The organism is Sagittula sp. P11, assembly GCF_002814095.1.
GTDB lineage: Bacteria > Pseudomonadota > Alphaproteobacteria > Rhodobacterales > Rhodobacteraceae > Sagittula.
Genome location: NZ_CP021913.1, coordinates 3,659,912 through 3,682,129, shown reverse-complemented (window position 1 = coordinate 3,682,129; position 22,218 = coordinate 3,659,912). Strand labels below are relative to the sequence as shown.

General features: G+C 67.5%; 19 protein-coding genes. 9 read left to right on the top strand and 10 right to left on the bottom strand.

Annotated features, from left to right (window positions below; all coding sequences use genetic code 11):
* Positions 1-78 precede the first annotated feature (78 nt).
* The 4 genes from CDO87_RS17865 to hmgA form a co-directional block, all read right to left on the bottom strand.
* A complete protein-coding gene (locus tag CDO87_RS17865; protein ID WP_100930033.1) occupies positions 79-1,029 on the bottom strand; it encodes an MBL fold metallo-hydrolase in 951 nt (316 codons plus the stop codon).
* Positions 1,030-1,032: 3 nt separating this feature from the next.
* A complete protein-coding gene (locus CDO87_RS17860; RefSeq protein ID WP_100930032.1) occupies positions 1,033-1,389 on the bottom strand; it encodes a glyoxalase in 357 nt (118 codons plus the stop codon).
* A 6-nt stretch (positions 1,390-1,395) separates the two neighbouring features.
* Complete coding sequence (fahA, locus tag CDO87_RS17855) at positions 1,396-2,655, bottom strand: fumarylacetoacetase (protein WP_100930031.1); 1,260 nt, start codon at positions 2,653-2,655, stop codon at positions 1,396-1,398.
* Between the two features lie 94 nt (positions 2,656-2,749).
* A complete protein-coding gene (hmgA, locus tag CDO87_RS17850; RefSeq protein WP_100930030.1) occupies positions 2,750-4,105 on the bottom strand; it encodes a homogentisate 1,2-dioxygenase in 1,356 nt (451 codons plus the stop codon).
* A 107-nt stretch (positions 4,106-4,212) separates the two neighbouring features.
* Here hmgA and CDO87_RS17845 point away from each other — a divergent pair, with 107 nt between their 5' ends.
* Positions 4,213-4,701 (top strand): MarR family winged helix-turn-helix transcriptional regulator, encoded by a 489-nt coding sequence (locus tag CDO87_RS17845; protein ID WP_100930029.1) that lies wholly within the window; start codon positions 4,213-4,215, stop codon positions 4,699-4,701.
* 210 nt (positions 4,702-4,911) lie between these two features.
* On the opposite strand, the gene arsJ is transcribed toward CDO87_RS17845, so the two are convergent.
* The 3 genes from arsJ to CDO87_RS17830 all read right to left on the bottom strand — a co-directional run bounded on the left by arsJ (position 4,912) and on the right by CDO87_RS17830 (position 8,194).
* Entirely contained in the window at positions 4,912-6,168 is a 1,257-nt protein-coding gene (gene arsJ, locus CDO87_RS17840) for an organoarsenical effux MFS transporter ArsJ (protein WP_100930028.1), read from the bottom strand.
* 182 nt (positions 6,169-6,350) lie between these two features.
* Positions 6,351-7,349, bottom strand: coding sequence for an ArsJ-associated glyceraldehyde-3-phosphate dehydrogenase (locus CDO87_RS17835; protein ID WP_100930027.1), 999 nt, complete (start codon positions 7,347-7,349; stop codon positions 6,351-6,353).
* Positions 7,346-8,194: a metalloregulator ArsR/SmtB family transcription factor gene (locus CDO87_RS17830; protein WP_100930026.1), complete on the bottom strand. Its 849-nt coding sequence runs from the start codon at positions 8,192-8,194 to the stop codon at positions 7,346-7,348. Before CDO87_RS17830 ends, CDO87_RS17835 begins: the two co-directional genes overlap by 4 nt.
* Before the next feature lie 171 nt (positions 8,195-8,365).
* On the opposite strand from CDO87_RS17830, the gene CDO87_RS17825 reads away from it, so the two are divergent.
* Positions 8,366-9,322: a putative zinc-binding metallopeptidase gene (locus CDO87_RS17825; protein WP_100930025.1), complete on the top strand. Its 957-nt coding sequence runs from the start codon at positions 8,366-8,368 to the stop codon at positions 9,320-9,322.
* A gap of 148 nt (positions 9,323-9,470) precedes the next feature.
* On the opposite strand, the gene CDO87_RS17820 is transcribed toward CDO87_RS17825, so the two are convergent.
* The 3 genes from CDO87_RS17820 to CDO87_RS17810 all read right to left on the bottom strand — a co-directional run bounded on the left by CDO87_RS17820 (position 9,471) and on the right by CDO87_RS17810 (position 12,664).
* On the bottom strand, positions 9,471-10,871 hold the full coding sequence (locus CDO87_RS17820; RefSeq protein WP_100931022.1) for a TRAP transporter large permease: 1,401 nt from the start codon (positions 10,869-10,871) through the stop codon (positions 9,471-9,473).
* Positions 10,872-10,935: 64 nt separating this feature from the next.
* Positions 10,936-11,568 (bottom strand): TRAP transporter small permease subunit, encoded by a 633-nt coding sequence (locus CDO87_RS17815; RefSeq protein WP_100930024.1) that lies wholly within the window; start codon positions 11,566-11,568, stop codon positions 10,936-10,938.
* Positions 11,569-11,647: 79 nt separating this feature from the next.
* Positions 11,648-12,664, bottom strand: coding sequence for a C4-dicarboxylate TRAP transporter substrate-binding protein (locus CDO87_RS17810; protein ID WP_100930023.1), 1,017 nt, complete (start codon positions 12,662-12,664; stop codon positions 11,648-11,650).
* A gap of 442 nt (positions 12,665-13,106) precedes the next feature.
* On the opposite strand from CDO87_RS17810, the gene acs reads away from it, so the two are divergent.
* The 7 genes from acs (at position 13,107) to CDO87_RS17775 (ending at position 22,154) form a co-directional block, all read left to right on the top strand.
* Positions 13,107-15,077: an acetate--CoA ligase gene (acs, locus tag CDO87_RS17805; RefSeq protein WP_100930022.1), complete on the top strand. Its 1,971-nt coding sequence runs from the start codon at positions 13,107-13,109 to the stop codon at positions 15,075-15,077.
* A 3-nt stretch (positions 15,078-15,080) separates the two neighbouring features.
* Positions 15,081-15,767, top strand: a complete 687-nt coding sequence (locus CDO87_RS17800; RefSeq protein ID WP_100930021.1) for an adenylate kinase — start codon at positions 15,081-15,083, stop codon at positions 15,765-15,767.
* A 125-nt stretch (positions 15,768-15,892) separates the two neighbouring features.
* A complete protein-coding gene (locus CDO87_RS17795; RefSeq protein ID WP_100930020.1) occupies positions 15,893-16,177 on the top strand; it encodes a DUF4212 domain-containing protein in 285 nt (94 codons plus the stop codon).
* Positions 16,178-16,182: 5 nt separating this feature from the next.
* Positions 16,183-17,964, top strand: a complete 1,782-nt coding sequence (locus CDO87_RS17790; RefSeq protein WP_100930019.1) for a sodium:solute symporter family protein — start codon at positions 16,183-16,185, stop codon at positions 17,962-17,964.
* Between the two features lie 205 nt (positions 17,965-18,169).
* On the top strand, positions 18,170-19,993 hold the full coding sequence (locus CDO87_RS17785; RefSeq protein WP_100930018.1) for a DUF294 nucleotidyltransferase-like domain-containing protein: 1,824 nt from the start codon (positions 18,170-18,172) through the stop codon (positions 19,991-19,993).
* 258 nt (positions 19,994-20,251) lie between these two features.
* A complete protein-coding gene (locus CDO87_RS17780; RefSeq protein ID WP_100930017.1) occupies positions 20,252-20,746 on the top strand; it encodes a hypothetical protein in 495 nt (164 codons plus the stop codon).
* Between the two features lies 1 nt (position 20,747).
* A complete protein-coding gene (locus CDO87_RS17775) occupies positions 20,748-22,154 on the top strand; it encodes a 3'-5' exonuclease (protein WP_100930016.1) in 1,407 nt (468 codons plus the stop codon).
* Positions 22,155-22,218 lie beyond the last annotated feature (64 nt).

The following is a 22,218-nucleotide window of genomic DNA, read 5'->3' as shown; positions in this document are numbered from 1 at the left end:
CGGCGCCTTGCCGGGGCTTCGCCCGTTCGCGCAATGGACCGTCCACCGGACGGTCCACCGGCTGCGCCGGATCGGCGCTCACCCCTGAAGGGCGTTCCACATTTCCTTGTCGCGCTCGGCAGTCCAGACGCGCGGCGTGTCGATGCCTCGGGCCTCGTCATAGGCACGCGCCACGTTGAACGGCAGGCAGTGCTCGTAGATCGCGTAGTCCGAGAACTTCGGATCGCAGGCTTCGCGCACCGCGTCCCAGGCCTCTTTCAGCGAGCCGCCCCGGCCCACCACCTTCTGCACCGGCTTGTAGGTCGAGCGGACGAAGTCGGCGGTGTTCTCGATGGCGGTCGCCACCATCTCCTCGCCGACCAGCGCGTCGCCACGGCCCGGAGCGATCGCCTTGGGCTCGTAGGCGGCGATGTTCATCAGCGTGTCTTCCCAGTCGCCGTAGTGCCCGTCGCCGCAGTAGCAGGCGGAGTGGTATTCCACGATGTCGCCGGTGAACATGACTTCCTGATCCGGCACCCAGATCACCGCGTCCCCCGCGGTATGCGCGCGGCCCAGGTGCATGATGTCGACCCGGCGGTTGCCCAGGTAGACGGTCATCGCCTCGGAAAACGTCGTCGTCGGCCAGGTGAGCCCCGGGATTTCCTCGTGTCCCTGGAACAGGCGCGGGAAGCGATCGAACTCGCTGTCCCAGTCCTCCTGCCCGCGCTCCGCCACCATGGCGCGCGCAGTGTCGGACATGATGATCTCCCGCGCGCCATAGGCCGAGGCGCCCAGCACGCGCACCGCGTGGTAATGCGTCAGCACGAGGTGGCTGATCGGCTTGTCGGTGACCTCGCGGACGTGCTCTATCACCTTCCGGGCGAGGCGCGGCGTTGCCTGTGCCTCGACGATCATCACGCTGTCGTCGCCGATGATCACGCCGGTGTTGGGGTCGCCCTCGGCGGTGAAGGCATAAAGCCCCTCGCCCACCTGCGTGAAGCTCGTCTTCTTTTCCGCCATGTCGCCTGCGGAGGCGAATGCCTTGGCCATATCTCAGTCCTCTTCCAGAAATTCCAGGCGGTTGCCGAAGGGGTCCTCGGTAAAGAACCTCCGGCGTCCCGCGATGTCGTCGTCCCATTTCACCGGGCGCCCCGCCTCGGACAGCCCCGTTGCCAGCCTGTCGATGCCGGGCACCCGCAGGCCGGGGTGTGCCTTTCGGGCCGGGGCGAAGCCGGGCTCCACGCCCAGGTGCAGCTCTGCCCCGTCGAGTGCGAACCAGACCCCGCCCCGCGCCCTCAGCGCCTCGGGCTTCTCCAGCTCGGCCAGCCCGATCAGCCCGCTCCAGAAGGCGCGCGCCTCCGCCTCCCCGCCCTCGGGCATGGCAAGCTGGATATGGTCGAGCGCCGCCATTTCGACTTACCGCGCGTAGGGATCGTCGAGCGCGGGCAGCACCTTGCCGGTGCAGGCGCCGAACCCGACGCGGTAGCCGTCGCCCTGCGCGTGACCGCGCAGGGTCAGCGTGTCGCCGTCCTCGATGAAGCTGCGCGTCTCGCCGGTGTCGAGCGTGACAGGCTCCTTGCCGCCCCAGCTCAGCTCCAGCAGCGCCCCGCGTGCGCCCTTCTCCGGCCCGGAAATCGTGCCCGAACCCAGAAGGTCGCCGGTGTTCATCGGGCAGCCGGAGGTGGTGTGATGCGCAAGCTGCTGCGCGGACGAATAGTACATCACGTTGTAGTTCGTGCGGGCGATCACTGTCTCGGCCTTCCCCTCGGGTGCAAGCCCCACCTCCAGCGCGATGTCGTAAAGCATCGGCCCCGGCTCCTCCAGGTAGTCGAGCAGCGGGCGCTCCCGCTCCGGCGTGGAACAGCGGAACGGCTCCAGCGCGGCCTTGGGGACGATCCACGGCGAGATCGACGTGGCCGTGGCCTTGGCCTGGAACGGACCCAGCGGCTGGTATTCCCACGCCTGAATGTCGCGCGCCGACCAGTCGTTCAGCAGCACGTAGCCAAAGATCATCGCGTCAGCCTCCGCCACCGTCACCGGGCGGTCGGACGGGGTGCCGACGATGGCGCCCATCTCAAGCTCGATGTCGAAGCGCTTGCAGGGCGCAAAGACCGGCAGATCCGCATCCGGCGCCTTGAGCTGTCCCCAGGGACGGCGCACGTCGGTGCCCGACACCACGACCGAGGACGCCCGCCCGTTGTAGCCGATGGGGATCGACAGCCAGTTCGGCGGCAGCGCGTTCTCCGGCCCGCGGAACATCGTGCCGACATTGGTGGCGTGATGCTTGCCGGCGTAGAAATCGGTGTATTCGGCGACGGTGAAGGGCATCAGCATCTCGGTCCCGGCCATCGGAACCATGTAGTCGACAAGCGCCTCCGCATCCGGTGCATCCTCTGCCAGCAGGTCGGTGATGCGCGCCCGGAACGCCGCCCATGCGGCGGGGCCCAGCGTCATGAACTCCGTCCAGTCGCCGTAAAAGAATATCTCTTCCTCGTCCTCCATCTGGACGAGGCCGTCCTGCTCCATCCGGGTGACGTCGAGGATCATATCGCCGATCCCGACCCCGCAGTGCGGCTCCCCCTCGTCCGAGCGGAAGCTGCCGTACGGCAGGTTGTTCAGGGGAAATTCGCAGTCGGGGGCGTTCGCCGCCTCGACCCAGCTTCGCTTCAACGGCATGCCGTCTCCATTCGCTTGGTGTTGCCTTGGACCGGAGGTGATCCGGGGGTGCCGCGCCGAGAAGGCGCGGCCGGGGCAGCGCCCCCACCCTCACCTATTTCTTCCCGGGCGTGCCGTCGAACTTCTTCTCGAGGCTTTCCCAGCAGTCGATGTAGTCGTCCTGCAGCGGTGCCTCCTGCCCGGCGAAGGCGGTGAGGTGTTGCGGGAAACGGGTCTCGAACATGAAGGACATGGTGTTGTCCAGCTTCTCCGCCTTCAGCTCGGCATTCGACGCGCCCTCGAAAGCGTTCCGGTCCGGGCCGTGCGGCAGCATCATGTTGTGCAGCGACATGCCGCCGGGGACGAAGCCCTGCGGCTTGGCATCGTACTGGCCGTAGATATTGCCCATGAGCTCGGACATGATGTTCTTGTGGTACCACGGCGGGCGGAAGGTGTTCTCGGCCACCATCCAGCGCTCGCGGAACAGGACGAAGTCGATGTTTGCCGTCCCCGGCACGCCGGAGGGCGCGGTCAGCACGGTGAAGATCGACGGGTCGGGATGGTCGAAGAGAATCGCGCCGACCGGGCAGTAGGTGCTGAGGTCGTACTTGTAGGGCGCGTAGTTGCCGTGCCACGCCACCACGTCCAGCGGCGACTGCGCGATCTGTGTCTCGTGGAACTGGCCGCACCACTTGATCGTCAGGGTCGAGGGCACATCGCGGTCCTCGAAGGCCGCCACCGGCGCCTTGAAGTCGCGCGGGTTGGCAAGGCAGTTGGCGCCGATCGGGCCGCGCCCGGGCAGCTCGAACTTCTGGCCGTAATTCTCGCAGACGAACCCGCGGCACGGCCCTTCGAGCACCTCGACACGGTAGACGAGCCCGCGAGGAAGGATCGCGATCTCCTGCGGCGCGATGTCGATGATGCCGAGCTCCGTGCAGAAGCGCAGACGCCCCTCCTGCGGGACGACCAGCAATTCGCTGTCCGCGCTGTAGAAATACGCGTCCACCATCGACTCGGTCACGAGGTAGATATGGGCCGCCATGCCGACCTGGGTGTTCACGTCGCCCGCCGTCGTCATCGTCCGCATGCCGGTGAGCCAGGTGTAGCCCTCCTGGCTGTAGGGCACCGGGTCCCAGCGGTACTGGCCGAGGCTGGTGACATCCTCCACCACGTTCGGCGCGCTCTTCCAGTACGGCAGGTCGATCTTCGCGTAGCGGGTGGAATGCTTGACCGAGGGCCGGATGCGGTAAGTCCAGGTCCGCTCCGGCGGGTTCGCGGTGAAGGCGGTGCCGGAGAGCTGCTCGCCATAAAGGCCGTAGTTGCACTTCTGCGGGCTGTTCATGCCCTGCGGCAGCGCGTCGGGCAGCGCCTCCGTCTCGAAATCGTTGCCGAAGCCCGGCATGTAGCCTTCGTGCGTGCCGACGCCCTGCGGCGCGCGGACCATCCCCTTGGGCAGTTCGAAACGTGTCATGACTCTCCTCCCCGGTGACCATGTAGCGGTTGGCGACATAATCGTTGCATTTGCAATGAAGTCAACCCTATTGTTGTGGGGAAGACCCACCTTTGCGGGAGAGGCCGATGAAAGACAGACCCAACCCCGGTGCGCCGCAGGCCGCAGCCCTGCCCGATTTCGACCTCGCGCGCTTCACCCCCTACCGGCTGGCGGTGGCGGCGGAGCGCACGTCGGAGGAACTGGCCCGCCAGTACCGGACCCGCTTCGGCATCTCGATCCCGGAATGGCGGGTGCTGGTCCACCTCGCCCAGCCGCTCGACGGGGCCGAAACCGTGTCTGTCCGCGACATCGAGGCGCGCGTGGCGATGGAGAAGTCCAAGGTCAGCCGCGCGGCGACCCGGCTGGAAACCTCCGGCCTGATCGAGAAGGCGCAGGACGCCAGCGACCGGAGGCTGGTCCGACTGGCCCTGACCGACAAGGGCCGCGCGATGATGGCCGAACTGCTGCCGCTGGCGCTGGCCTACCAGCAGGAGATCGAGGCCCGGCTGGCGGAGGCCTTCGCTGGGCTCGAGGCGGGGCTGGAGGCGCTGCTAAACGAGGTTTCGGATCGCTGACGCGATCCGACCGGCGCTCGCTTTGCTCGCGCAGGGGCGCGTCTTGCATGGGCGCAGCAAATGTTTTGCGCGCCTTGCCTGCATAGACGCTTCGCGCGGGGGCTCTGCCCCCGGACCCCCGAGGTATTTGGGCCAAGATGAAGGGATGGCCTTGCCCTGCGGCTTCCGACTTTCGGGCGAAGCCGGCCGGCGGCGGAGGCCGCCGTGCACTCAGGGCGCCCTGAGTCTTGACGCGCCGAACGCGCTGAGCGCCACCATGACCGCCGCCGTGCCGAGGCAGGCAGGCAGGCCGCCCCACTGGTAGCTGAGCCCCGACAGGAGCGTTCCGAGGAGGCGCCCGGCGGCGTTTGCCATGTAGTAGAAGCCCACGTCCATGGTCACCCGCTCGCCCTTAGAGAAGGCGAGGATCAGGTAGCTGTGCAGCGCGGAATTGACGGCGAAGATGGCACCAAACACCAAGAGGCCCGCGATCAGGGTTGCCGTCAGCCAGGGTGCGGGCGCCCCGGCGAGCGCCACGAGGAGCGCCAGGGACAGCGGCACGGGCACCAGCGCCAGCGCCCAGCCCCGGGCTGCCGTGACGATCTCGGCCTCGGGACGGGAGGCCGCGCGCAGGGCCTTCGGCGCCCAGGCCTGCACCGCGCCGTAGAGGATGGTCCAGACCGCCATGAAGCTGCCGATGGTGAAGAAGGCGGCGCGGTTGCCGGCCTCCGTCCCGTCCGACAGGACGGCGTAGAAGTAGACCGGGATGCCCACCACGAACCACACGTCGCGCGCGCCGAACAGGAAGACCCGCGCCGCCGAGAGCCGGTTCACGTTGCGATCCTTCGAGAAGACCTCGCGGAACTTCGCGCCCTTCCTGCCCGCGGGCAGGCCCGGTGGCATCCTCAGCGCCACGGCGGCGAGGATCAGGGCCAGCACCGCCGCCATGCCCCAGACCGATGCCTTGAAACCCGCCAGTGCCAGAAGCGCCGCCCCCAGCAGGAAGCCCAGCCCCTTGACCGCGTTCTTCGAGCCGGTCAGCACCGCGACCCAGCGGAAGAGGCCGCCCTGCCCCTTGGGTGCCAGCACCTTGACCGCCGATTTCGCCGACATCTTGGACAGGTCCTTCGCCACCCCCGAGAGGCCCTGCACCGCCATCACGTAGGCGACCGAGGCGCCGAGACCCCATGCGGGATCGAGCTGCGCCAGCGCCACAAGGGCCACGACCTGCAGGCCGAGCCCCGCGTAGAGCGTCGAGGTCAGGCCGAAGCGCGCGGCGATCCAGCCGGCCGAGAGGTTCGTCACGATGCCCGCCACCTCGTAGAGCAGGAACAGGTAGGCCAGTTGCACCGCGCTGAAGCCCAGCGTGTGGAAGTGCAGGAGCACCAGCATCCTGAGCGCGCCATCGGTGAGCATGAAGGCCCAGTAGGCCGCCGTGACGGCGATATAGGCGGCAAGGCCCTGCGGCGCTGCGATGGCTGTGCTCATGGCCTCGGGTCCGCCGCTGGGTCCGCGTATCTGATGTGGAGGGCAACGCCTGCGACGGCACGACGAATGACGTGGCGCCGCAGACGGGCGCCGCCGGTGTCGCGGGCCATCTGTCGCGCGACAGGCACGGCAAGGGGAAGGAGAGCAGGCATGAGGATCCTTTCAGACGGGCAAGCGCGCGATCACAGGCTTTTGCCCACCATCATCGCCACATCCGCCAGCCGGTGTGCGTAGCCCCATTCGTTGTCGTACCACGCGTAGATCTTCACCTGCGTGCCGTTCACCACCATGGTCGACGGCGCATCCACGATGGAGGACCGCGCGTCGTTCACGTAGTCGCAGCTCACCAGCGGACGCTCCTCGTAGCCGAGGATGCCCTTCAGCGGCCCCTCCGCCGCGGCCTTGAAGAGGGCGTTGACCTCCTCGACCGTGGTGGCGCGCTCCACCTCGAACACGCAGTCGGTCAGCGAGGCGTTGAGCAGCGGCACGCGCACCGCATGGCCGTTCAGGCGGCCCTTCAGCTCCGGGTAGATCAGAGTGATCGCGGTGGCCGAGCCGGTGGAGGTGGGGATCAGCGAGTTCAGGGCCGAACGCGCGCGGCGCAGGTCCTTGGCCGGGCGGTCCACGATGGTCTGGGTGTTGGTCACGTCGTGGATGGTGGTCATGGAGCCGTGGCGGATGCCCAGCCCCTCGTGGATCACCTTCACCACAGGGGCGAGGCAGTTCGTCGTGCAGGAGGCCGCCGTGACGATGCGGTGCACCTCCGGGTCGTAGGTCGCATCGTTCACGCCCATGACGATGTTGGCGGCGTTGCCGTCCTTCACCGGGGCGGAGACCACGACCTTCTTCACCCCGCGCTCGAAATAGGGGGCGATCCGGGCCTCGGTCTTGAAATACCCCGTGCAGTCGATGACCACGTCCACGCCGTCGAGCGGCAGGTCCTCCAGCGTCTTCGTCGCATGGACCGGCAGGCGCACCCCGTCGACGGTGATGCTGTCCGCGTCGGAAGAGATACGGGCATCCCAGCGCCCGTGCACGGTGTCGAACTCCAGCAGATGCGCGTGCATCGCCGGGTCCCCCACGGCATCGTTGATCCAGGCGATCTGCGCACCCGCCTCCAGCAGCGGCTTCAGCACCAGTTTTCCCATCCGGCCGAGGCCGTTCAGCGCGTATACGGTCATGTCGTCTCTTCCATGGTGCGTCCGATGTCGTCGATCCGCGCCTGCAGCGCGACCCGGTCCAGCGTGCCCATCGGCAGGGCGGCGAAGGCGGCGATCCGGTTCTTCAGCGCACCGTAGACCTGCTGGAAGGCCAGCCTGCGCTCTGCCTCCGTGCCCGTGGCCTTCACCGGGTCGGGCTGCCCCCAGTGACCGGACATCGGCTGACCGGGCCACGGCGGACATTCCTCGTTCGCGGCCGTGTCGCAGACCGTGAACACGAAATCCATCTTCGGCGCACCCTCACCCTGGAACTCCGAGACATGCTTGGAACGCAGCGGCGAGATGTCATGCCCCTTCGCCGCCAGCAGCGCCACGGCGTGGGGGTTCAGTTCCGACTGCGGGCGGGTCCCGGCCGAGAAGACCTCGAACCGGTCGCCCGCCATCTCGCGCAGCAGCGTCTCGGCAAAGATAGACCGGGCCGAGTTGCCGGTGCATATGAACAGCACGTTCCACTTGCGCGTCTTATGGTCCGTCATGAGCGGGTCCTCCCCCGACAGGTTGAAACAGATGTCGCCACGTCCGCGGCAGCAGTCGGCGACCAGAAAGTTCACCAGCCGCCCCGATCCGCCGGTGTCCGCGGCATAAAGGAGCGATGTGCCCTGCCGATCCTGCGTCACGAGCCCCGCCTGCCGAAGCTGCGCCAGGGCCGCCGACAAGGAAGACGGCGGCATCCCGAGCGCCTCTGCCAGGTCGCCCGCCGGCACCCGGTCCGGGTAACGCCGCATCAGCAGCCGAAACAGCGACAGCCGCTTCGGATGGGCGAGCGCGGTGAGTTGCGCGAGGTGGATGTGGTCGGTTGATTCCATATTTCCGGAATATTGGAATTAGTAGCGTTCGGCAAGTGCCTTTGTGCCCGTTTCGCCGCTCCGTCGGCAAAACGCCGGAACCGAAACCTCTGGCCCGAACGATGTGCAGCGCCTATGGAACCGGGGTCGGAACCGCGCGTTGAGCGGCGCCAAGCAATCAGAGAGTCCGCGATGCGCGTTTTCCATTGCCCCAACTGCGGGGCCGACGTCTTCTTCCACAACACCGCCTGCGGCTGTGGCCAGACCGTCACCTTCGACCCGGACACGCAGACCATGCTGGCCGACGCGGCGTTCTGCGCGAACCGCGAAGAGATCGCCTGCAACTGGAAGGCGGAGGACGGCCCGCTCTGCCGCGCCTGCGCCATGACGGAGACGGTGCCCGACCTGCGCGAACCCGACAACCTGCCGCTCTGGGAGCGCAGCGAACATGCCAAGCGCTGGGTGATTGCCAACCTCGTCCGCTGGGGCTGGTTCACGCCGCAGGACACCGGCGCGCGGCCAGTCTTCAAGATGCTGTCCGAGCAGACCGCCACCGGCGAGGCGGATGTCATCATGGGCCATGCCGACGGCGAGATCACCATCAACGTGACGGAGGCCTCCGACGCCGTGCTGGCCGACCGTCAGGAACGCTTCGGCGAGCTCTACCGCACGATGATCGGACACATGCGCCACGAGATCGCGCATTTCCTGTTCCTGCGGCTGTCCGAGGATCCGGCCTTCGCCGACAGTTTCCGCGCGCGGTTCGGCGACGAACGGGCGGACTACGGCGAAGCGCTGAAAGAGCATTACGCCAATCCCAAGTCGCCCGACGGCACGCATATCACCGCCTACGCCACCGCCCATCCGCACGAGGACTGGGCCGAGACGATCGCGCATCTCCTGCACCTCACCGACCTTCTGGACAGCGCGGCCTCGACCGGCCTGTCCCTTCCGAGCGGACCGCCGCAGGGGTACGACGCCTATCTCGAAACGGACACGGAGGTGCTGCTGACGCTCGCCGTGGACCTGACCATCGCCATGAACCACGTGAACCGGGCGCTGGACCTGCCGGACCTCTACCCCTTCGTGCTGACGCCCGCGGTGCGCGACAAGCTGGCCTTTGCCCACGGCGCGGTTCGGCTGACCTGAGGCGCCAGCGCGCGCGTCTCGCGCGCTGGTGTTACCGGATCCGGGCCTGCCGCCCCTGCCTTGCCGGCAGCACGGGCGACAGGCTTTGAAAAGGTATTTTTGCCAAGATGAAGGTGGGGGCCGGTGCCTTGCGGTGGGGTCCGGGCGCTCAGGCCAGCGATGGCAGCCAGAGCACGATCCACGGGAAGGTGACCAAGAGCGCGATGGTGATGGCGTCGGCCACGAAGAACGGCGTCACCCCGCGGAACACGTCCTGCACGGAAAGCTCCGGCCGCACGCCCGCCACCACGAAGCAGTTCAGCCCGATGGGCGGCGTGATCAGGCAGAACTCCGCCATCTTGACCACGAGGATGCCGAACCAGATCGCGCACATCGTGCCGTTCATGCCAAAGGCGCTGTCGGCGGCAGAGACGGTTTCGCCGCCGTTCAGCGCCATGACCGCCGGGTAGACCACCGGCAGGGTCAGGAGCAGCATGCCGATGGCGTCCATGAACATGCCCAGCACCGCGTAGGCCAGAAGGATGCACACCAGGATCAGGAGCGGCGGGTACTGCAGCGACGAGATCCAGTCGGCGAAGGCCGAAGGCAGATCGGCGAAGCCAAGGAACCGCACGTAGATCAGCACGCCCCAGATGATGGTGAAGATCATGATCGACAGCTTCGCCGTCTCGACCAGCGCGTCCATCAGCTCGGGCAGGCGCATGCCGCGCCAGACCGCCATGAGGAAGACGATGAAGGCCCCGATGGCGCCGCCCTCGGTCGGCGTGCCCCAGGCGTCGCCGCCGAAGGGGTTGTAGACGAAGAAGATGATGATCACGACCACCGCCACGATGGGCAGCGCCGGCGGCAGGCTGGCGAAGCGCTGGCGCCATGTGAAGCCGCCCACCGGCGGCCCGAAGCCCTTGATCACCAGCGCCATGCCGACGATCAGCAGCCCGTAGATGATCGCCGAGAAGACACCGGGAATGAACCCCGCCAGCAGCAGCTTGCCCACGTCCTGCTCGACGATGATGGCGTAGATCACGAGGATCGCCGAGGGCGGGATCAGCGAGGCCAGCGTGCCGCCCGCCGCCACGACACCCGCCGCAAAGCGCTTGTCGTAGCCGATCTTCAGCATCTCGGGGATGGCGATGCGGGCAAAGACCGCCGCCGTCGCGACCGAGGCCCCCGACACCGCCGCGAAGCCCGCCGTCGCGAAGACGGTGGAGACGGCCAGCCCGCCCGGCACCCAGGCGATCCAGCGTTTCGCCGCCTCGAAAAGCGCGCGGGTCAGCCCAGCGTAGTAAGCGAGGTAGCCGATCAGGATGAAGGTCGGGATCAGGCTCAGCGCCTGGCTGGCCACCTTGCCGTGCGGCACCTGCCCCGCGGTCTTTACCGCCACCCCCAGCGCCCAGCCGAATTCCTCCGGGTCGTAGCCCTTCTTCGACCAGAAGATCCAGATCAGCCCGACAAGCCCGGCCATGGCCGCGGCAAAGGCCACGCGCATGCCCAGGACGACCAGAACCAGCATCCCGCCGGTCACCCACAGCCCGATTTCGATTGAGGTCATTTCCATGCGTTCAAGGCCCCTCGGATCGTTGGAAGGCGCCCGTCAGGGCGGCGCGTGCGGCGCGTCATGCGTCGTGCCCCTGCATGTGGTCGGCCTCTGCCCGCGCCTGTTCCGCGGCGGTCTGGACCAGCGGCACCGCCACCGGCCGCTCGATCCCCAGGACGAAGGCCCGCCCGAAGCCCCAGAGCTGCAGCAGCAACCGCAGGCTGATGACCGAGAAGGCCACCGGCACCACCAGCTTGGCCGGCCAGATCGGCAGCCCGATGTCGATGGAGGAATCCCGGCTCCAGTTCGGCTTCGTCATGTCGAAGGAGCGGTCGAAATGCGCCCATGTCCCCCAGACCAGCAGCACCATCAGGACCAGCACGAGCAGCGTCGTCAGGAACTCCGCCAGCCACAGCGCCCGCCCGCCGAGCGCGCCGACGAGGATGTCCATCCGGATGTGCCCGCCCTGCCGCTGCACGTAAGAGATGCCGAAGATCGCGATCACCGGCATCGCCGCCTGGATCCAGTCGACGTAGCCGCGGAGCGGTTCGTTGAACAGGTTGCGCCCGCCGACGGACCAGACCGCCAGCAGCATCAGGGAAAAGGCGCCGAGGCCCGAGATAAAGGCCATGCCCCATTCGAGCTTCAGCAAGGCCCGGTCGAGCCGGGACAGGAGACTGCCGTCTTCAAGGACCGATGCACTGCCGGCCATGCGCCCTCCCTCGGGAAACGGGGTGCTGTTTCAGGAAACGGAAAAGGGTCCGGGCACCCCTGCGCCCGGACCCGAAACGTCAATTGCTGGCGCGCGCCTCTTCGAGGGCCGTGCCGACGAGGTCATAGAGCTCCTGCGCCGGAAGGCCCTGCGCGGACATCTCCTCGATCCAGGCGTCGCGGATCGGTGCGCCGCCGACCTCGCGGAACTTTGCCAGCTCCTCGTCCGAGATCATCACCTTCTCGACGCCCTTCTCTTCCAGAACCGCGTCCCACTGCTTCAGCAGTTCGCCGTAGTTCTCGAGGTAATAGGCGATCGCCTCCTCGACGGAGCTGTCGAGCGCCTCGCGCTCCGCATCGCTCAGCGACTCGTAGGCGTCGATGTTGACCACCACGGGGCAGTTGACGGTGCCGGGATTCAGGTTGGCCGTCCACCAGTCCGCCTGGTTGATCGTGCCGAAGCTCAGGTGTGCGTGCTGGGCAAAGGCCACCGTGTCGACCACGCCGGATTCCATCGCCTGGTACGCCTCCGACGAGGTCACGGAGGTCGGAACGCCGCCCACCGCCGTGAACGCCTTGCCCAGGCCGCCGGTCGCGCGCACACGCATGCCGTCGAATTCCGCCACCTCGTCGCGCGGTTCTCCGGTGCCGACGAGGTTGTACTGCGGCATCGGCGAGGTCATCAGCATCTTCGCGTTCCACTGCGCCATTTCCTCCGCGACCGCGGGGTGGTCATAGACCGCGTGGCTGACCGCCACCTCCTCGTCGAGGTTCGACACACCGAGGAACGGCAGCTCCAGCACGGTGATCGCGCGGTTCTTGTCCGGGTGGTAGCCCGCGCAGAACTGCGCCATCTCGAAGGCGCCGATGCTGATCCCGTCGAGATTCTCGGTGTTCTTCGACAGGCCGCCGTAGCTGATGTTCATGGTGAATTCGCCGCCGGTCTTCTCCTCGACCAGCTCGGCCAGCTTGTGGATGTGCTCGGTGAACGCGCGCCGTTTGCCCCAGACCGAGACGTTCCATTCGGTCGCCGCAGCCTCGCTGGCAATGCTCAGCGCCAGCGCCGAGACGCAGATCTTCGTCATCATGTTGGACATGTCATCCTCCCCTTATGTGATGGCGGTTTGGTCCGCTCTGACCCCGAGCCTAGTGAAACAGGGACAGGGCGCAACCCTCTAGCTGCCGCGAAAGTCCCATCGGGAGAGAATCGCCCCTGACGCCCGTTAGCGGTATACATCCGCATACCGCATCGTTTTGTCACACCCGCCCCCTGGGCCCGCGCACGGCCATGCCGGGTATCGCCGCCTGCAACACCCGCCTGCCGCGAATGAGGGCTCATCCAGATAAATCAGGGGTATTAGCGCCCTGACGGCAAAATTATTTACAGATTGTCATGCCATTTTCTACAGGCTTTACACAAAAATCTTTATTTAAACTGATGTTATGGAAAAATTTTCGGTTCGCGGTATTGTGCCTTCATTCGCGGTGACCCAACGGAATGCCGTGTCTGAAATGCTTCTTTTGGAGGGGAGGACATCCATGAACGACCACGCTCAACCATCCGCCGCCACGTATCCGCCGTCGTCCGAGGTGGTTTCGCGCGCGCATGTGGATGCGTCGAAGTACGAGGCGATGTATGCGGCCTCCGTTTCCGATCCGGATGCGTTCTGGGCGGAGCAGGCAGAGCGCCTGGAGTGGATGAAGCGGCCGACCGAGATCCGCAACGTCGACTTCACCCTGGGCCAGGTCTCGATCGAGTGGTTCCGGGACGGCACGCTGAACGTCGCGGCCAACTGCGTCGACCGCCATCTCGAGACCCGCGGCAACCAGACCGCCATCATCTTCGAGCCCGACGACCCGAACGAACAGGCGCAGTCGATCTCCTACAACGACCTGCACCGCCGCGTCTGCCGCATGGCCAACGTGCTGGAATCGCTGGGTGTCCGCAAGGGCGACCGCGTGGTCATCTACCTGCCGATGATCCCCGAGGCCGCCTACGCCATGCTCGCCTGCGCCCGCATCGGCGCGATCCACTCCATCGTTTTCGCCGGCTTCTCTCCGGACGCGCTGGCCGCCCGCATCAACGGCTGCGACGCAAAGGTGGTGATCACCGCCGACGAGGCACCGCGCGGCGGCCGCAAGACCCCGCTGAAGACCAATGCCGACAAGGCGCTTCTGCACTGCAAGGACAGCGTCAAGTGCCTCGTGGTCAAGCGCACCGGCGGCCAGACCACCTGGGTCGAGGGCCGCGATTTCGACTACAACGAGATGGCGCTGGAAGTCTCCGACTACTCCCAACCCGTTGAAATGAATGCCGAAGACCCGCTGTTCATCCTGTACACCTCCGGTTCGACGGGTCAGCCGAAAGGTGTCGTACACTCGACAGGTGGATATCTGGTTTACGCCGCCCTCACCCACGAGGTCACCTTCGATTACCACGACGGCGACGTCTACTGGTGCACCGCCGACGTGGGCTGGGTCACCGGGCATTCCTACATCGTTTACGGGCCCCTGGCGAACGGCGCGACCACGCTGATGTTCGAGGGCGTGCCGACCTACCCCGACGCCAGCCGCTTCTGGCAGGTTTGTGAAAAACACAAGGTAAACCAGTTCTACACCGCGCCGACCGCGATCCGCGCGCTGATGGGCCAGGGTAACGAATTCGCAACGAAATGCGATCTATCCTCGCTGCGGCTTCTGGGCACGGTGGGCGAACCGATCAACCCGGAGGCGTGGAACTGGTACAACGACGTCATCGGCCAGGGGCGCTGTCCGATCGTCGACACTTGGTGGCAGACCGAAACCGGCGGGCACATGATGACCCCGCTGCCGGGCGCGCATGCCACGAAACCCGGCGCGGCGATGCGCCCGTTCTTCGGCGTGCAGCCCGTGGTGCTGGACCCGCAGTCCGGGGCAGAGATCGACGCCGTCCCGACGGAGGGCGTGCTGGCCATCAAGGACAGCTGGCCCGGCCAGATGCGCACCGTCTGGGGCGATCACGAGCGGTTCGAGAAGACCTACTTCTCGGACTACAAGGGCTATTACTTCTCCGGCGACGGCTGCCGCCGGGACGCCGACGGCGACTACTGGATCACCGGCCGGGTCGACGACGTGATCAACGTCTCGGGCCACCGCATGGGCACGGCAGAGGTCGAATCGGCCCTCGTGGCGCATGAGAAGGTCGCGGAGGCCGCGGTCGTCGGCTACCCGCACGAGATCAAGGGCCAGGGCATCTACTGCTACGTGACCCTGATGAACGGCGTCGAACCCTCGGACGAACTCCGCAAGGAGCTGCGCACCTGGGTCCGCCAGGAGATCGGCCCGATCGCCTCGCCCGACCTCATCCAGTGGGCCCCCGGCCTGCCCAAGACCCGCTCCGGCAAGATCATGCGCCGCATCCTGCGCAAGATCGCCGAAAACGACTACGGCGCACTCGGCGACACATCCACACTCGCAGAACCAGCCGTCGTCGACGACCTCATCGAAAACAGAATGAACAGGGGGGCCTGACCGATGGACGGCGCACAGACCCCGAACACCTCCCCCGTTCTGATCCTGCTCGGCCCCCCGGGGGCCGGCAAGGGCACGCAGGCCCGGATGCTCGAAGAGCAGTTCGGCTTCGTCCAGCTCAGCACCGGCGACCTCCTGCGCGCAGCAGTCGCCGCGGGCACCGAGGCCGGCCAGCGCGCCAAGTCGGTGATGGAAGCGGGCGAGCTTGTCTCGGACGAGATCGTCATCGCCATCCTGCGCGACCGCATGGCCCAGCCCGACTGCGCGAAGGGCGTCATCCTCGACGGCTTCCCGCGCACCGCGGTGCAGGCGGAGGCGCTCGACCGGCTGCTTGAGGAGACCGGCCAGAAGATCGACGCCGCCGTCAGCCTCGAGGTCGACGACGCCGCGATGGTGACCCGCATCTCCGGCCGCTACACCTGCGGCACCTGCGGCGAGGGCTACCACGACAGCTTCAAGCAGCCGAAGGCGACGGGCACCTGCGACAAGTGCGGCGGGACGGAGTTCAGGCGCCGCGCCGACGACAACGCCGAGACGGTGGCCAGCCGTCTGGACGCCTACCACGCCCAGACCGCGCCGCTCATTGCCTACTACAAGGCCCAGGGCGCGCTGATCGGCATCGATGCCATGGGCGAAATCGACGACATCGCGCGCAAGATGACCGCGATCGTGAAGACGGCCACGGCCTGACAGCCACGGCCAGCCCTGCGGCCCGGGCGGCCGCGGGGACGCGCAGACACGCGCAAGAAGAGAGGAGCGTCCAAGGGGCCGTCAGGCCCCGCGGGCGAGGACAACTGGGAAGGAGGACCCGCAACATGGCGGACCATACCACAAATTCGGCCGCGCAGGCTGAGGCTGGCAAGAGCTACTGGCAAGCCAACCTGCGCCTCATCATCATCTGCCTCGTCATCTGGGCGCTGTGCAGCTTCGGTTTCGGCATCCTGCTGCGCCCGCTGCTGTCCGGCATCGCCGTGGGCGGCACCGACCTGGGCTTCTGGTTTGCCCAGCAGGGGTCGATCCTGGTCTTCCTGGCGCTGATCTTCTTCTACGCCTGGCGGATGAACAAGCTCGATAAAGAATTCGGCGTGGACGAGGAATAAGAGCCATGGATCAGTTTACCATCAACCTGCTGTTCGTGGGCGCGTCCTTCGCGCTCTACATCGGCATCGCGATCTGGGCCCGTGCGGGTTCCACATCGGAATTCTACGCCGCAGGCCGCGGCGTTCACCCGGTCACCAACGGCATGGCCACCGCGGCGGACTGGATGTCCGCGGCGTCGTTCCTGTCGATGGCGGGCCTCATCGCCTTCACCGGCTACGACAACTCCGCCTTCCTGATGGGCTGGACCGGCGGCTACGTGCTGCTTGCCCTGCTGCTCGCGCCCTACCTGCGCAAGTTCGGCAAGTTCACCGTATCCGAGTTCATCGGCGACCGCTTCTACTCGCCGACCGCGCGCCTTGTCGCGGTGCTCTGCCTGATCATCGCCTCCATCACCTACGTGATCGGCCAGATGACCGGCGTCGGCGTGGCCTTCGGCCGCTTCCTCGAGGTCGACACCACCACCGGCCTCTTGATCGGCGCGGTGATCGTGTTCGCCTACGCGGTGTTCGGCGGCATGAAGGGCGTGACCTACACGCAGGTCGCGCAGTACGTCGTGCTGATCCTCGCCTACACCATCCCGGCGATCTTCATCTCGCTGCAGTTGACCGGCAACCCGATCCCGGCGCTCGGCCTCTTCGGCTCGACCGCGGACGGCACGCCGCTGCTGACGACGCTGGACCAGATCGTCACCGACCTGGGCTTCAACCAGTACACGGCGCACAACGGCGACACGCTCAACATGGTGCTCTTCACCCTGTCGCTGATGATCGGCACCGCCGGTCTGCCGCACGTCATCATGCGGTTCTTCACCGTGCCGAAGGTCTCTGACGCACGCTGGTCGGCGGGCTGGGCCCTGGTCTTCATCGCGCTGCTGTACCTGACGGCCCCGGCCGTGGGCGCAATGGCCCGCCTGAACATCACCCAGCAGTTCTGGCCCGAAGGCACCGCGGCGCAGGCCGTGAGCATCGAGCAGATCGAGAACGACCCCGAGTACGACTGGATGGCAACCTGGCAGCAGACCGGCATGCTCGGCTGGGAAGACAAGAACGGCGACGGCCGCATCCAGTACTACAACGACAAGTCGCCCGACATGCAGGAACGGGCCACCGCAGAAGGCTGGACCGGCAACGAGCTGACCAACTTCAACAACGACATCCTGGTTCTCGCGAACCCGGAAATCGCCAACCTGCCCGGCTGGGTCATCGGCCTCATCGCCGCCGGCGGTCTCGCCGCCGCGCTCTCGACCGCGGCCGGTCTCCTGCTCGCCATCTCCTCGGCCGTCAGCCACGACCTCATGAAGGGCCAGCTGACCCCGAACATCTCGGAGAAGGGCGAACTGATGGCGGCCCGCGTCGCCATGGCCGTATCCATCGCCGTCGCCACCTGGCTCGGTCTCAACCCCCCGGGCTTCGCGGCACAGACGGTGGCGCTTGCCTTCGGCCTCGCCGCGGCGTCGATCTTCCCGGTCCTGATGATGGGCATCTTCTCGAAGGTGAACAACAAGGGCGCGGTGGCCGGCATGCTTGCGGGCCTGATCGTGACCCTCGTCTACATCTTCCTGCACAAGGGTTGGTTCTTCATCCCCGACACCAACAGCTACACCGACGCGGCGCCGCTGTTCATCGGGATCAAGTCCACCTCCTTCGGTGCGGTGGGCGCGCTCATCAACTTCGCGGTGGCCTTCACCGTGTCGTCGATGACCAAGCCGATCCCGCGCGAGATCGAGGAACTGGTTGAATCGGTCCGCATCCCGCGCGGTGCAGGTACCGCGGTCGACGGCCACTGAGGCCAGCGACCAGACCGACAGGCAACGGCCGGATCCGCCCCCGCGGGTCCGGCCTTTTTCGACCGCCCTGCCCCGCCTTGCTGACCACGCAGCGCGCAGGCCGGGCCGCGGCGGCCCCGAAAAGACCCGACCGGGCGCGACGTCCCTTCCCTTTCCGCAAGGCCCCGCGTTATGCCGGGCACACGTTCTTGGCAAAGGACCCGTGATGCCGATCGACAAAGACGCCCTGCGCAGGTTCCTGACCTCGGTCCACCCCTACGACGCGCTTGCGCCCGAGGTGCTCGAGGAGCTGCTGCCCGCCTTCCGTCCGCAGAGCATCGCCGCGGACCAGCCGGTCTACGAACTCGACGCCCCGCTCGAGGGGCTCTACCTGATCCATTCCGGCGGCGTCGCCGTGCGCGACCGCAACGACGTGCAGATCTCCGCGCTGGGACCGCGCAACTCCTTCGGCGAACGCGGCCTGACCCGCGACGGCCGCGCCGTGACCTCCGCCCGCACGACCGAGGACTCGCTCCTGCTGGTCCTGCCCCGCCCCGACTTCCTGCGCCTCGTCGAGACCCAGCCCGCCGTGGCGAAGTTCTTCGACCGGGGCCGCGCCGCCAAGCCCCGGCGCGCCGACCTCGCCACCAGCCGGGTCGAGACGCTGATGGCCACCCGCACCCTCACCTGCCCGCCCGAAACGACCGTCCGCGAGGCAGCGCGCATGATGGACGAGCGCCACGTCTCCTCGATCTGCATCACCGAGGACGGCATGCTGCGCGGCATCGCCACCGTCCGCGACCTCTCGGGCAAGGTGGTGGGCGGCGGCCTGCCGCTCGACACGCCCGTGACCCGGGTGATGACCGCAGCACCCGTGACGCTGCCGCCCTCGGCCATCGGCTCCGACGTGCTGCACATGATGATGGAGCGGCGCATCGGCCACGTGCCGATCACCGAGGGGCCGCGCCTCGTCGGCATGGTCACCCAGACCGACCTGACCCGCTTCCAGGCGATGACCTCGGCCGAGCTGGTGTCCGAGATCGCGCAGGCCGGTGACGTGCAGGCCATGGCCCGCGTCACTGCCCGCATCCCGCAACTGCTGGTGCAGCTCGTCGCGGGCGGCAACCGGCACGAGGTCACGACCCGGCTGATCACCGACATTGCCGACACCGCCACCCGGCGGCTCCTGACGCTGGCAGAGGCCAGGCTGGGCCGCCCCCCGGTCCCCTACCTCTGGGCCGCCTGCGGCAGCCAGGGCCGGCAGGAGCAGACCGGCGTCTCGGACCAGGACAACGTGCTGATCCTCTCGGACGACTTCACCGAGGACATGCGCCCCTATTTCACCGCGCTGGCACAGGAGGTCACCACCGGCCTCGACGCCTGCGGCTACGTCTTCTGCCCGGGCGAGATGATGGCCTCTGCCCCGCGCTGGTGCCAGCCGCTCGCCACCTGGCGCGGCTATTTCCGCAACTGGATCGGCAAGCCCAGCCCCGAGGCGCAGATGCTCGCCTCCGTCATGTTCGACCTGCGCGCCATCGGCGGCGACCCCGCCCTGCTCGACGCGCTGCAGCACGACACCCTGCGCGAAGCCTCGAAGAACTCGATCTTCGTGGCCCACATGGTGTCGAACTCCCTCAAACACACGCCGCCGCTGGGCCTCCTGCGCGGCTTCGCCACGATCCGCTCGGGCGAATACAAGAACCGCATCGACCTGAAGCATTCCGGCGTCGTGCCGGTGGTGGACCTCGGCCGCGTCTACGCCCTGCAGGGACGGCTGGCCATGGCCAACACCCGCGCGCGGCTGGAGGCGGCGGTCGCCGCGGGCGTCCTCAGCCAGAGCGGCGGACAGGACCTGATCGACGCCTACGACCTGATCGCCGAGACGCGGCTGGAACATCAGGCCCGGCAGGCCAAGGCCGGCGAGGCCCCGGACAACTACCTCGCGCCCTCCAGCCTCTCCGACTTTGAGCGAAGTCATTTGCGCAACGCCTTCGTCGTGGTGAAGTCGCTGCAATCGGCACTGGGACACGGTAAGGGTATGCTGGGGTGAGCGGCGGTGCGGCCCAGCCGATGAAAGGTCCGGGGGACCTTTCAAGCCGCGAACCGGCGAAGCCCCGGGCAGGCGGCGGTGCGGCGCAAAAGATGAAAGATCCGGTGGCCACGCAGGCCGCGGACAGGCAGGGACAGGCGACGGCATGGGCGCGTCCGTCGCCCCCCGCGCGGCGCCCCAAGGCGGCCCCGCGGGGCTGAAGGACAAGGGGCAAGGCCCGGACCCGTCCGGCGCACACCCCGTGAAGGAGGAGAGACGATGTTCCTGGAATTACTGGCCGTGATCTTCGCGGGCTTCGCCGGGGCCGGTGCCATGCTGCTGCTGACGCGGGTCACGCGGCTGCCGAAATGGCTGATACCGGTGGGCGCGGGCGCGGCGATGCTGGCGGCGACGATCTCCTCCGAATACAGCTGGTACGGGCGTATGGCGGACAACCTCCCCGAGGGGCTGACCGTGGCGCAATCCGTCACCTCCAGCGCGCCGTGGCGGCCATGGACCTACGTCGTGCCGATGACCGACCGCTTCGTCGCGGTCGAGACCGGGCGCCTGAGGCCCAACATGGAAACCCCGCAGACCTTCCTGACAAAGCTCTACTTCTTCGGCCGCTGGAAACCCGTCACCATCGTCGACATCATGATCGACTGCGACGCCGGGCGCCGCGCCGACCCGGCCCTCGGCGACGACTCGCCCCCGGTCTGGCGCGACGTGGGCGCCGACGACCCGATCGTGCAGACCGTCTGCGAGGCGGCGTGACATGTTCTCCGGCCTCAGCCTCCGACTGCGGATCTTCCTGTTCTTCTGCGTGATCGCGCTCGGCGGCACGGCGCTGGCGGGCGCGGCGCTGTGGTTCGGCTACACACGGGCGCTGAGGACGGATGACGCCAACGGCTTCACCCTCGCCGCGATCCTCATCGCCTTCGGCTTCACCGCGCTCTGCGCCGGGATCTGGCTGCTGTTCGACGAGAACGTGGCCAAACCCATCGAACGCCTCTCTGCCGAACTCCGCGCCAGGGCACATGCCGGGATCGCCACCCGCGTCGACGCCGATGCCGCGCGCTACCTGGGCGACCTCGGCCCCGCCGCCTCGGCGCTCAGTTCGCAGCTCTCCGCCAGCACGCTGGCCAGCGCCGACCGCATCGCAGCCGAAACCGCGCGCCTCGAATCCGAGAAGGCCCGCCTGACCGCGCTGCTGACCGAGATCCCCGTCGCCACGATCCTCGTGGGCAACGCCGACCAGATCGTGCTCTACGACGGGCAGGCCGCCGAGGTGCTGGCCTCGCAGGGCATCCCCCGGCTGAACGCGCCCGTGACCGACTATTTCGACGGCGCGGCGCTCAAGGGACTGCGCAAGCAGATGAACAGGACCGGGCGCGAGGTCACGGCCACCCTGCCCGGCCACGACGGTGCGCAAAGCTACGACGCAAGGCTGCGCCCGATGGACGGCGGCGGCTACATCATCCTCGTGGATGCCTCGCACCTCGACCTCCCGCCCGAGGCCGCCCGCCCCCTGACCTACGACTTCGCCCTGCTCGACCAGGCGCCCGGCGCGCTCGACGCCATGCCGCTCGGACGGCTGACCTACACGGTGTTCGACACCGAGACGACGGGCCTCCTTCCCCACAAGGACGAGATCGTGCAGATCGGTGCGGTGCGCATCGTCAACGGACGCATCGTGCCGGGCGAGCGCATGGACCAGCTCGTCAACCCGGGCCGCCCGATCCCGCCCGCCTCCTCGAAGGTGCACGGCGTGACCGATGCGATGGTCGCCACGGCCCCGGGCATCGCCGAGGCCGGGCGCCGCTTCCACACCTTCGCCCGGGACAGCGTGATCGTGGCACACAACGCGCCGTTCGACATGGCCTTCCTGCACCGCCACAAGGCACGCATGGGCGTGGAATGGACCCACCCGATCCTCGACACGGTGCTGCTGTCGGCGATCCTCTTCGGCGCGTCGCAGACCCACACGCTCGACGCGCTCTGCGACCGCCTGGCCGTGACCATCCCGCCGGACCTGCGCCACACCGCACTGGGCGACGCCCACGCCACGGCAGAGGTCTTCAGCCGCATGCTCCCCATGCTGGAGGCGCGCGGCATGGCGACGCTCTCGGACGTCCTCGCGGAAACGAAACGCCACGGCCGCCTGATCGAAGACATGAACTGAGTGGCCACCGCCGCCCCCTTGCCCGAACGGCACGCGGACTGACAATCTCGGCGAAGTCAGGTAT

Coding starts and splice junctions, on each gene's coding strand:
- CDO87_RS17865 (WP_100930033.1), bottom strand. CDS start 1,029: ATGGCCAAGGCATTCGCCTCCGCAGGCGACATGGCGGAAAAGAAGACG.
- CDO87_RS17860 (WP_100930032.1), bottom strand. CDS start 1,389: ATGGCGGCGCTCGACCATATCCAGCTTGCCATGCCCGAGGGCGGGGAG.
- fahA (WP_100930031.1), bottom strand. CDS start 2,655: ATGCCGTTGAAGCGAAGCTGGGTCGAGGCGGCGAACGCCCCCGACTGC.
- hmgA (WP_100930030.1), bottom strand. CDS start 4,105: ATGACACGTTTCGAACTGCCCAAGGGGATGGTCCGCGCGCCGCAGGGC.
- CDO87_RS17845 (WP_100930029.1), top strand. CDS start 4,213: ATGAAAGACAGACCCAACCCCGGTGCGCCGCAGGCCGCAGCCCTGCCC.
- arsJ (WP_100930028.1), bottom strand. CDS start 6,168: ATGAGCACAGCCATCGCAGCGCCGCAGGGCCTTGCCGCCTATATCGCC.
- CDO87_RS17835 (WP_100930027.1), bottom strand. CDS start 7,349: ATGACCGTATACGCGCTGAACGGCCTCGGCCGGATGGGAAAACTGGTG.
- CDO87_RS17830 (WP_100930026.1), bottom strand. CDS start 8,194: ATGGAATCAACCGACCACATCCACCTCGCGCAACTCACCGCGCTCGCC.
- CDO87_RS17825 (WP_100930025.1), top strand. CDS start 8,366: ATGCGCGTTTTCCATTGCCCCAACTGCGGGGCCGACGTCTTCTTCCAC.
- CDO87_RS17820 (WP_100931022.1), bottom strand. CDS start 10,871: ATGACCTCAATCGAAATCGGGCTGTGGGTGACCGGCGGGATGCTGGTT.
- CDO87_RS17815 (WP_100930024.1), bottom strand. CDS start 11,568: ATGGCCGGCAGTGCATCGGTCCTTGAAGACGGCAGTCTCCTGTCCCGG.
- CDO87_RS17810 (WP_100930023.1), bottom strand. CDS start 12,664: ATGTCCAACATGATGACGAAGATCTGCGTCTCGGCGCTGGCGCTGAGC.
- acs (WP_100930022.1), top strand. CDS start 13,107: ATGAACGACCACGCTCAACCATCCGCCGCCACGTATCCGCCGTCGTCC.
- CDO87_RS17800 (WP_100930021.1), top strand. CDS start 15,081: ATGGACGGCGCACAGACCCCGAACACCTCCCCCGTTCTGATCCTGCTC.
- CDO87_RS17795 (WP_100930020.1), top strand. CDS start 15,893: ATGGCGGACCATACCACAAATTCGGCCGCGCAGGCTGAGGCTGGCAAG.
- CDO87_RS17790 (WP_100930019.1), top strand. CDS start 16,183: ATGGATCAGTTTACCATCAACCTGCTGTTCGTGGGCGCGTCCTTCGCG.
- CDO87_RS17785 (WP_100930018.1), top strand. CDS start 18,170: ATGCCGATCGACAAAGACGCCCTGCGCAGGTTCCTGACCTCGGTCCAC.
- CDO87_RS17780 (WP_100930017.1), top strand. CDS start 20,252: ATGTTCCTGGAATTACTGGCCGTGATCTTCGCGGGCTTCGCCGGGGCC.
- CDO87_RS17775 (WP_100930016.1), top strand. CDS start 20,748: ATGTTCTCCGGCCTCAGCCTCCGACTGCGGATCTTCCTGTTCTTCTGC.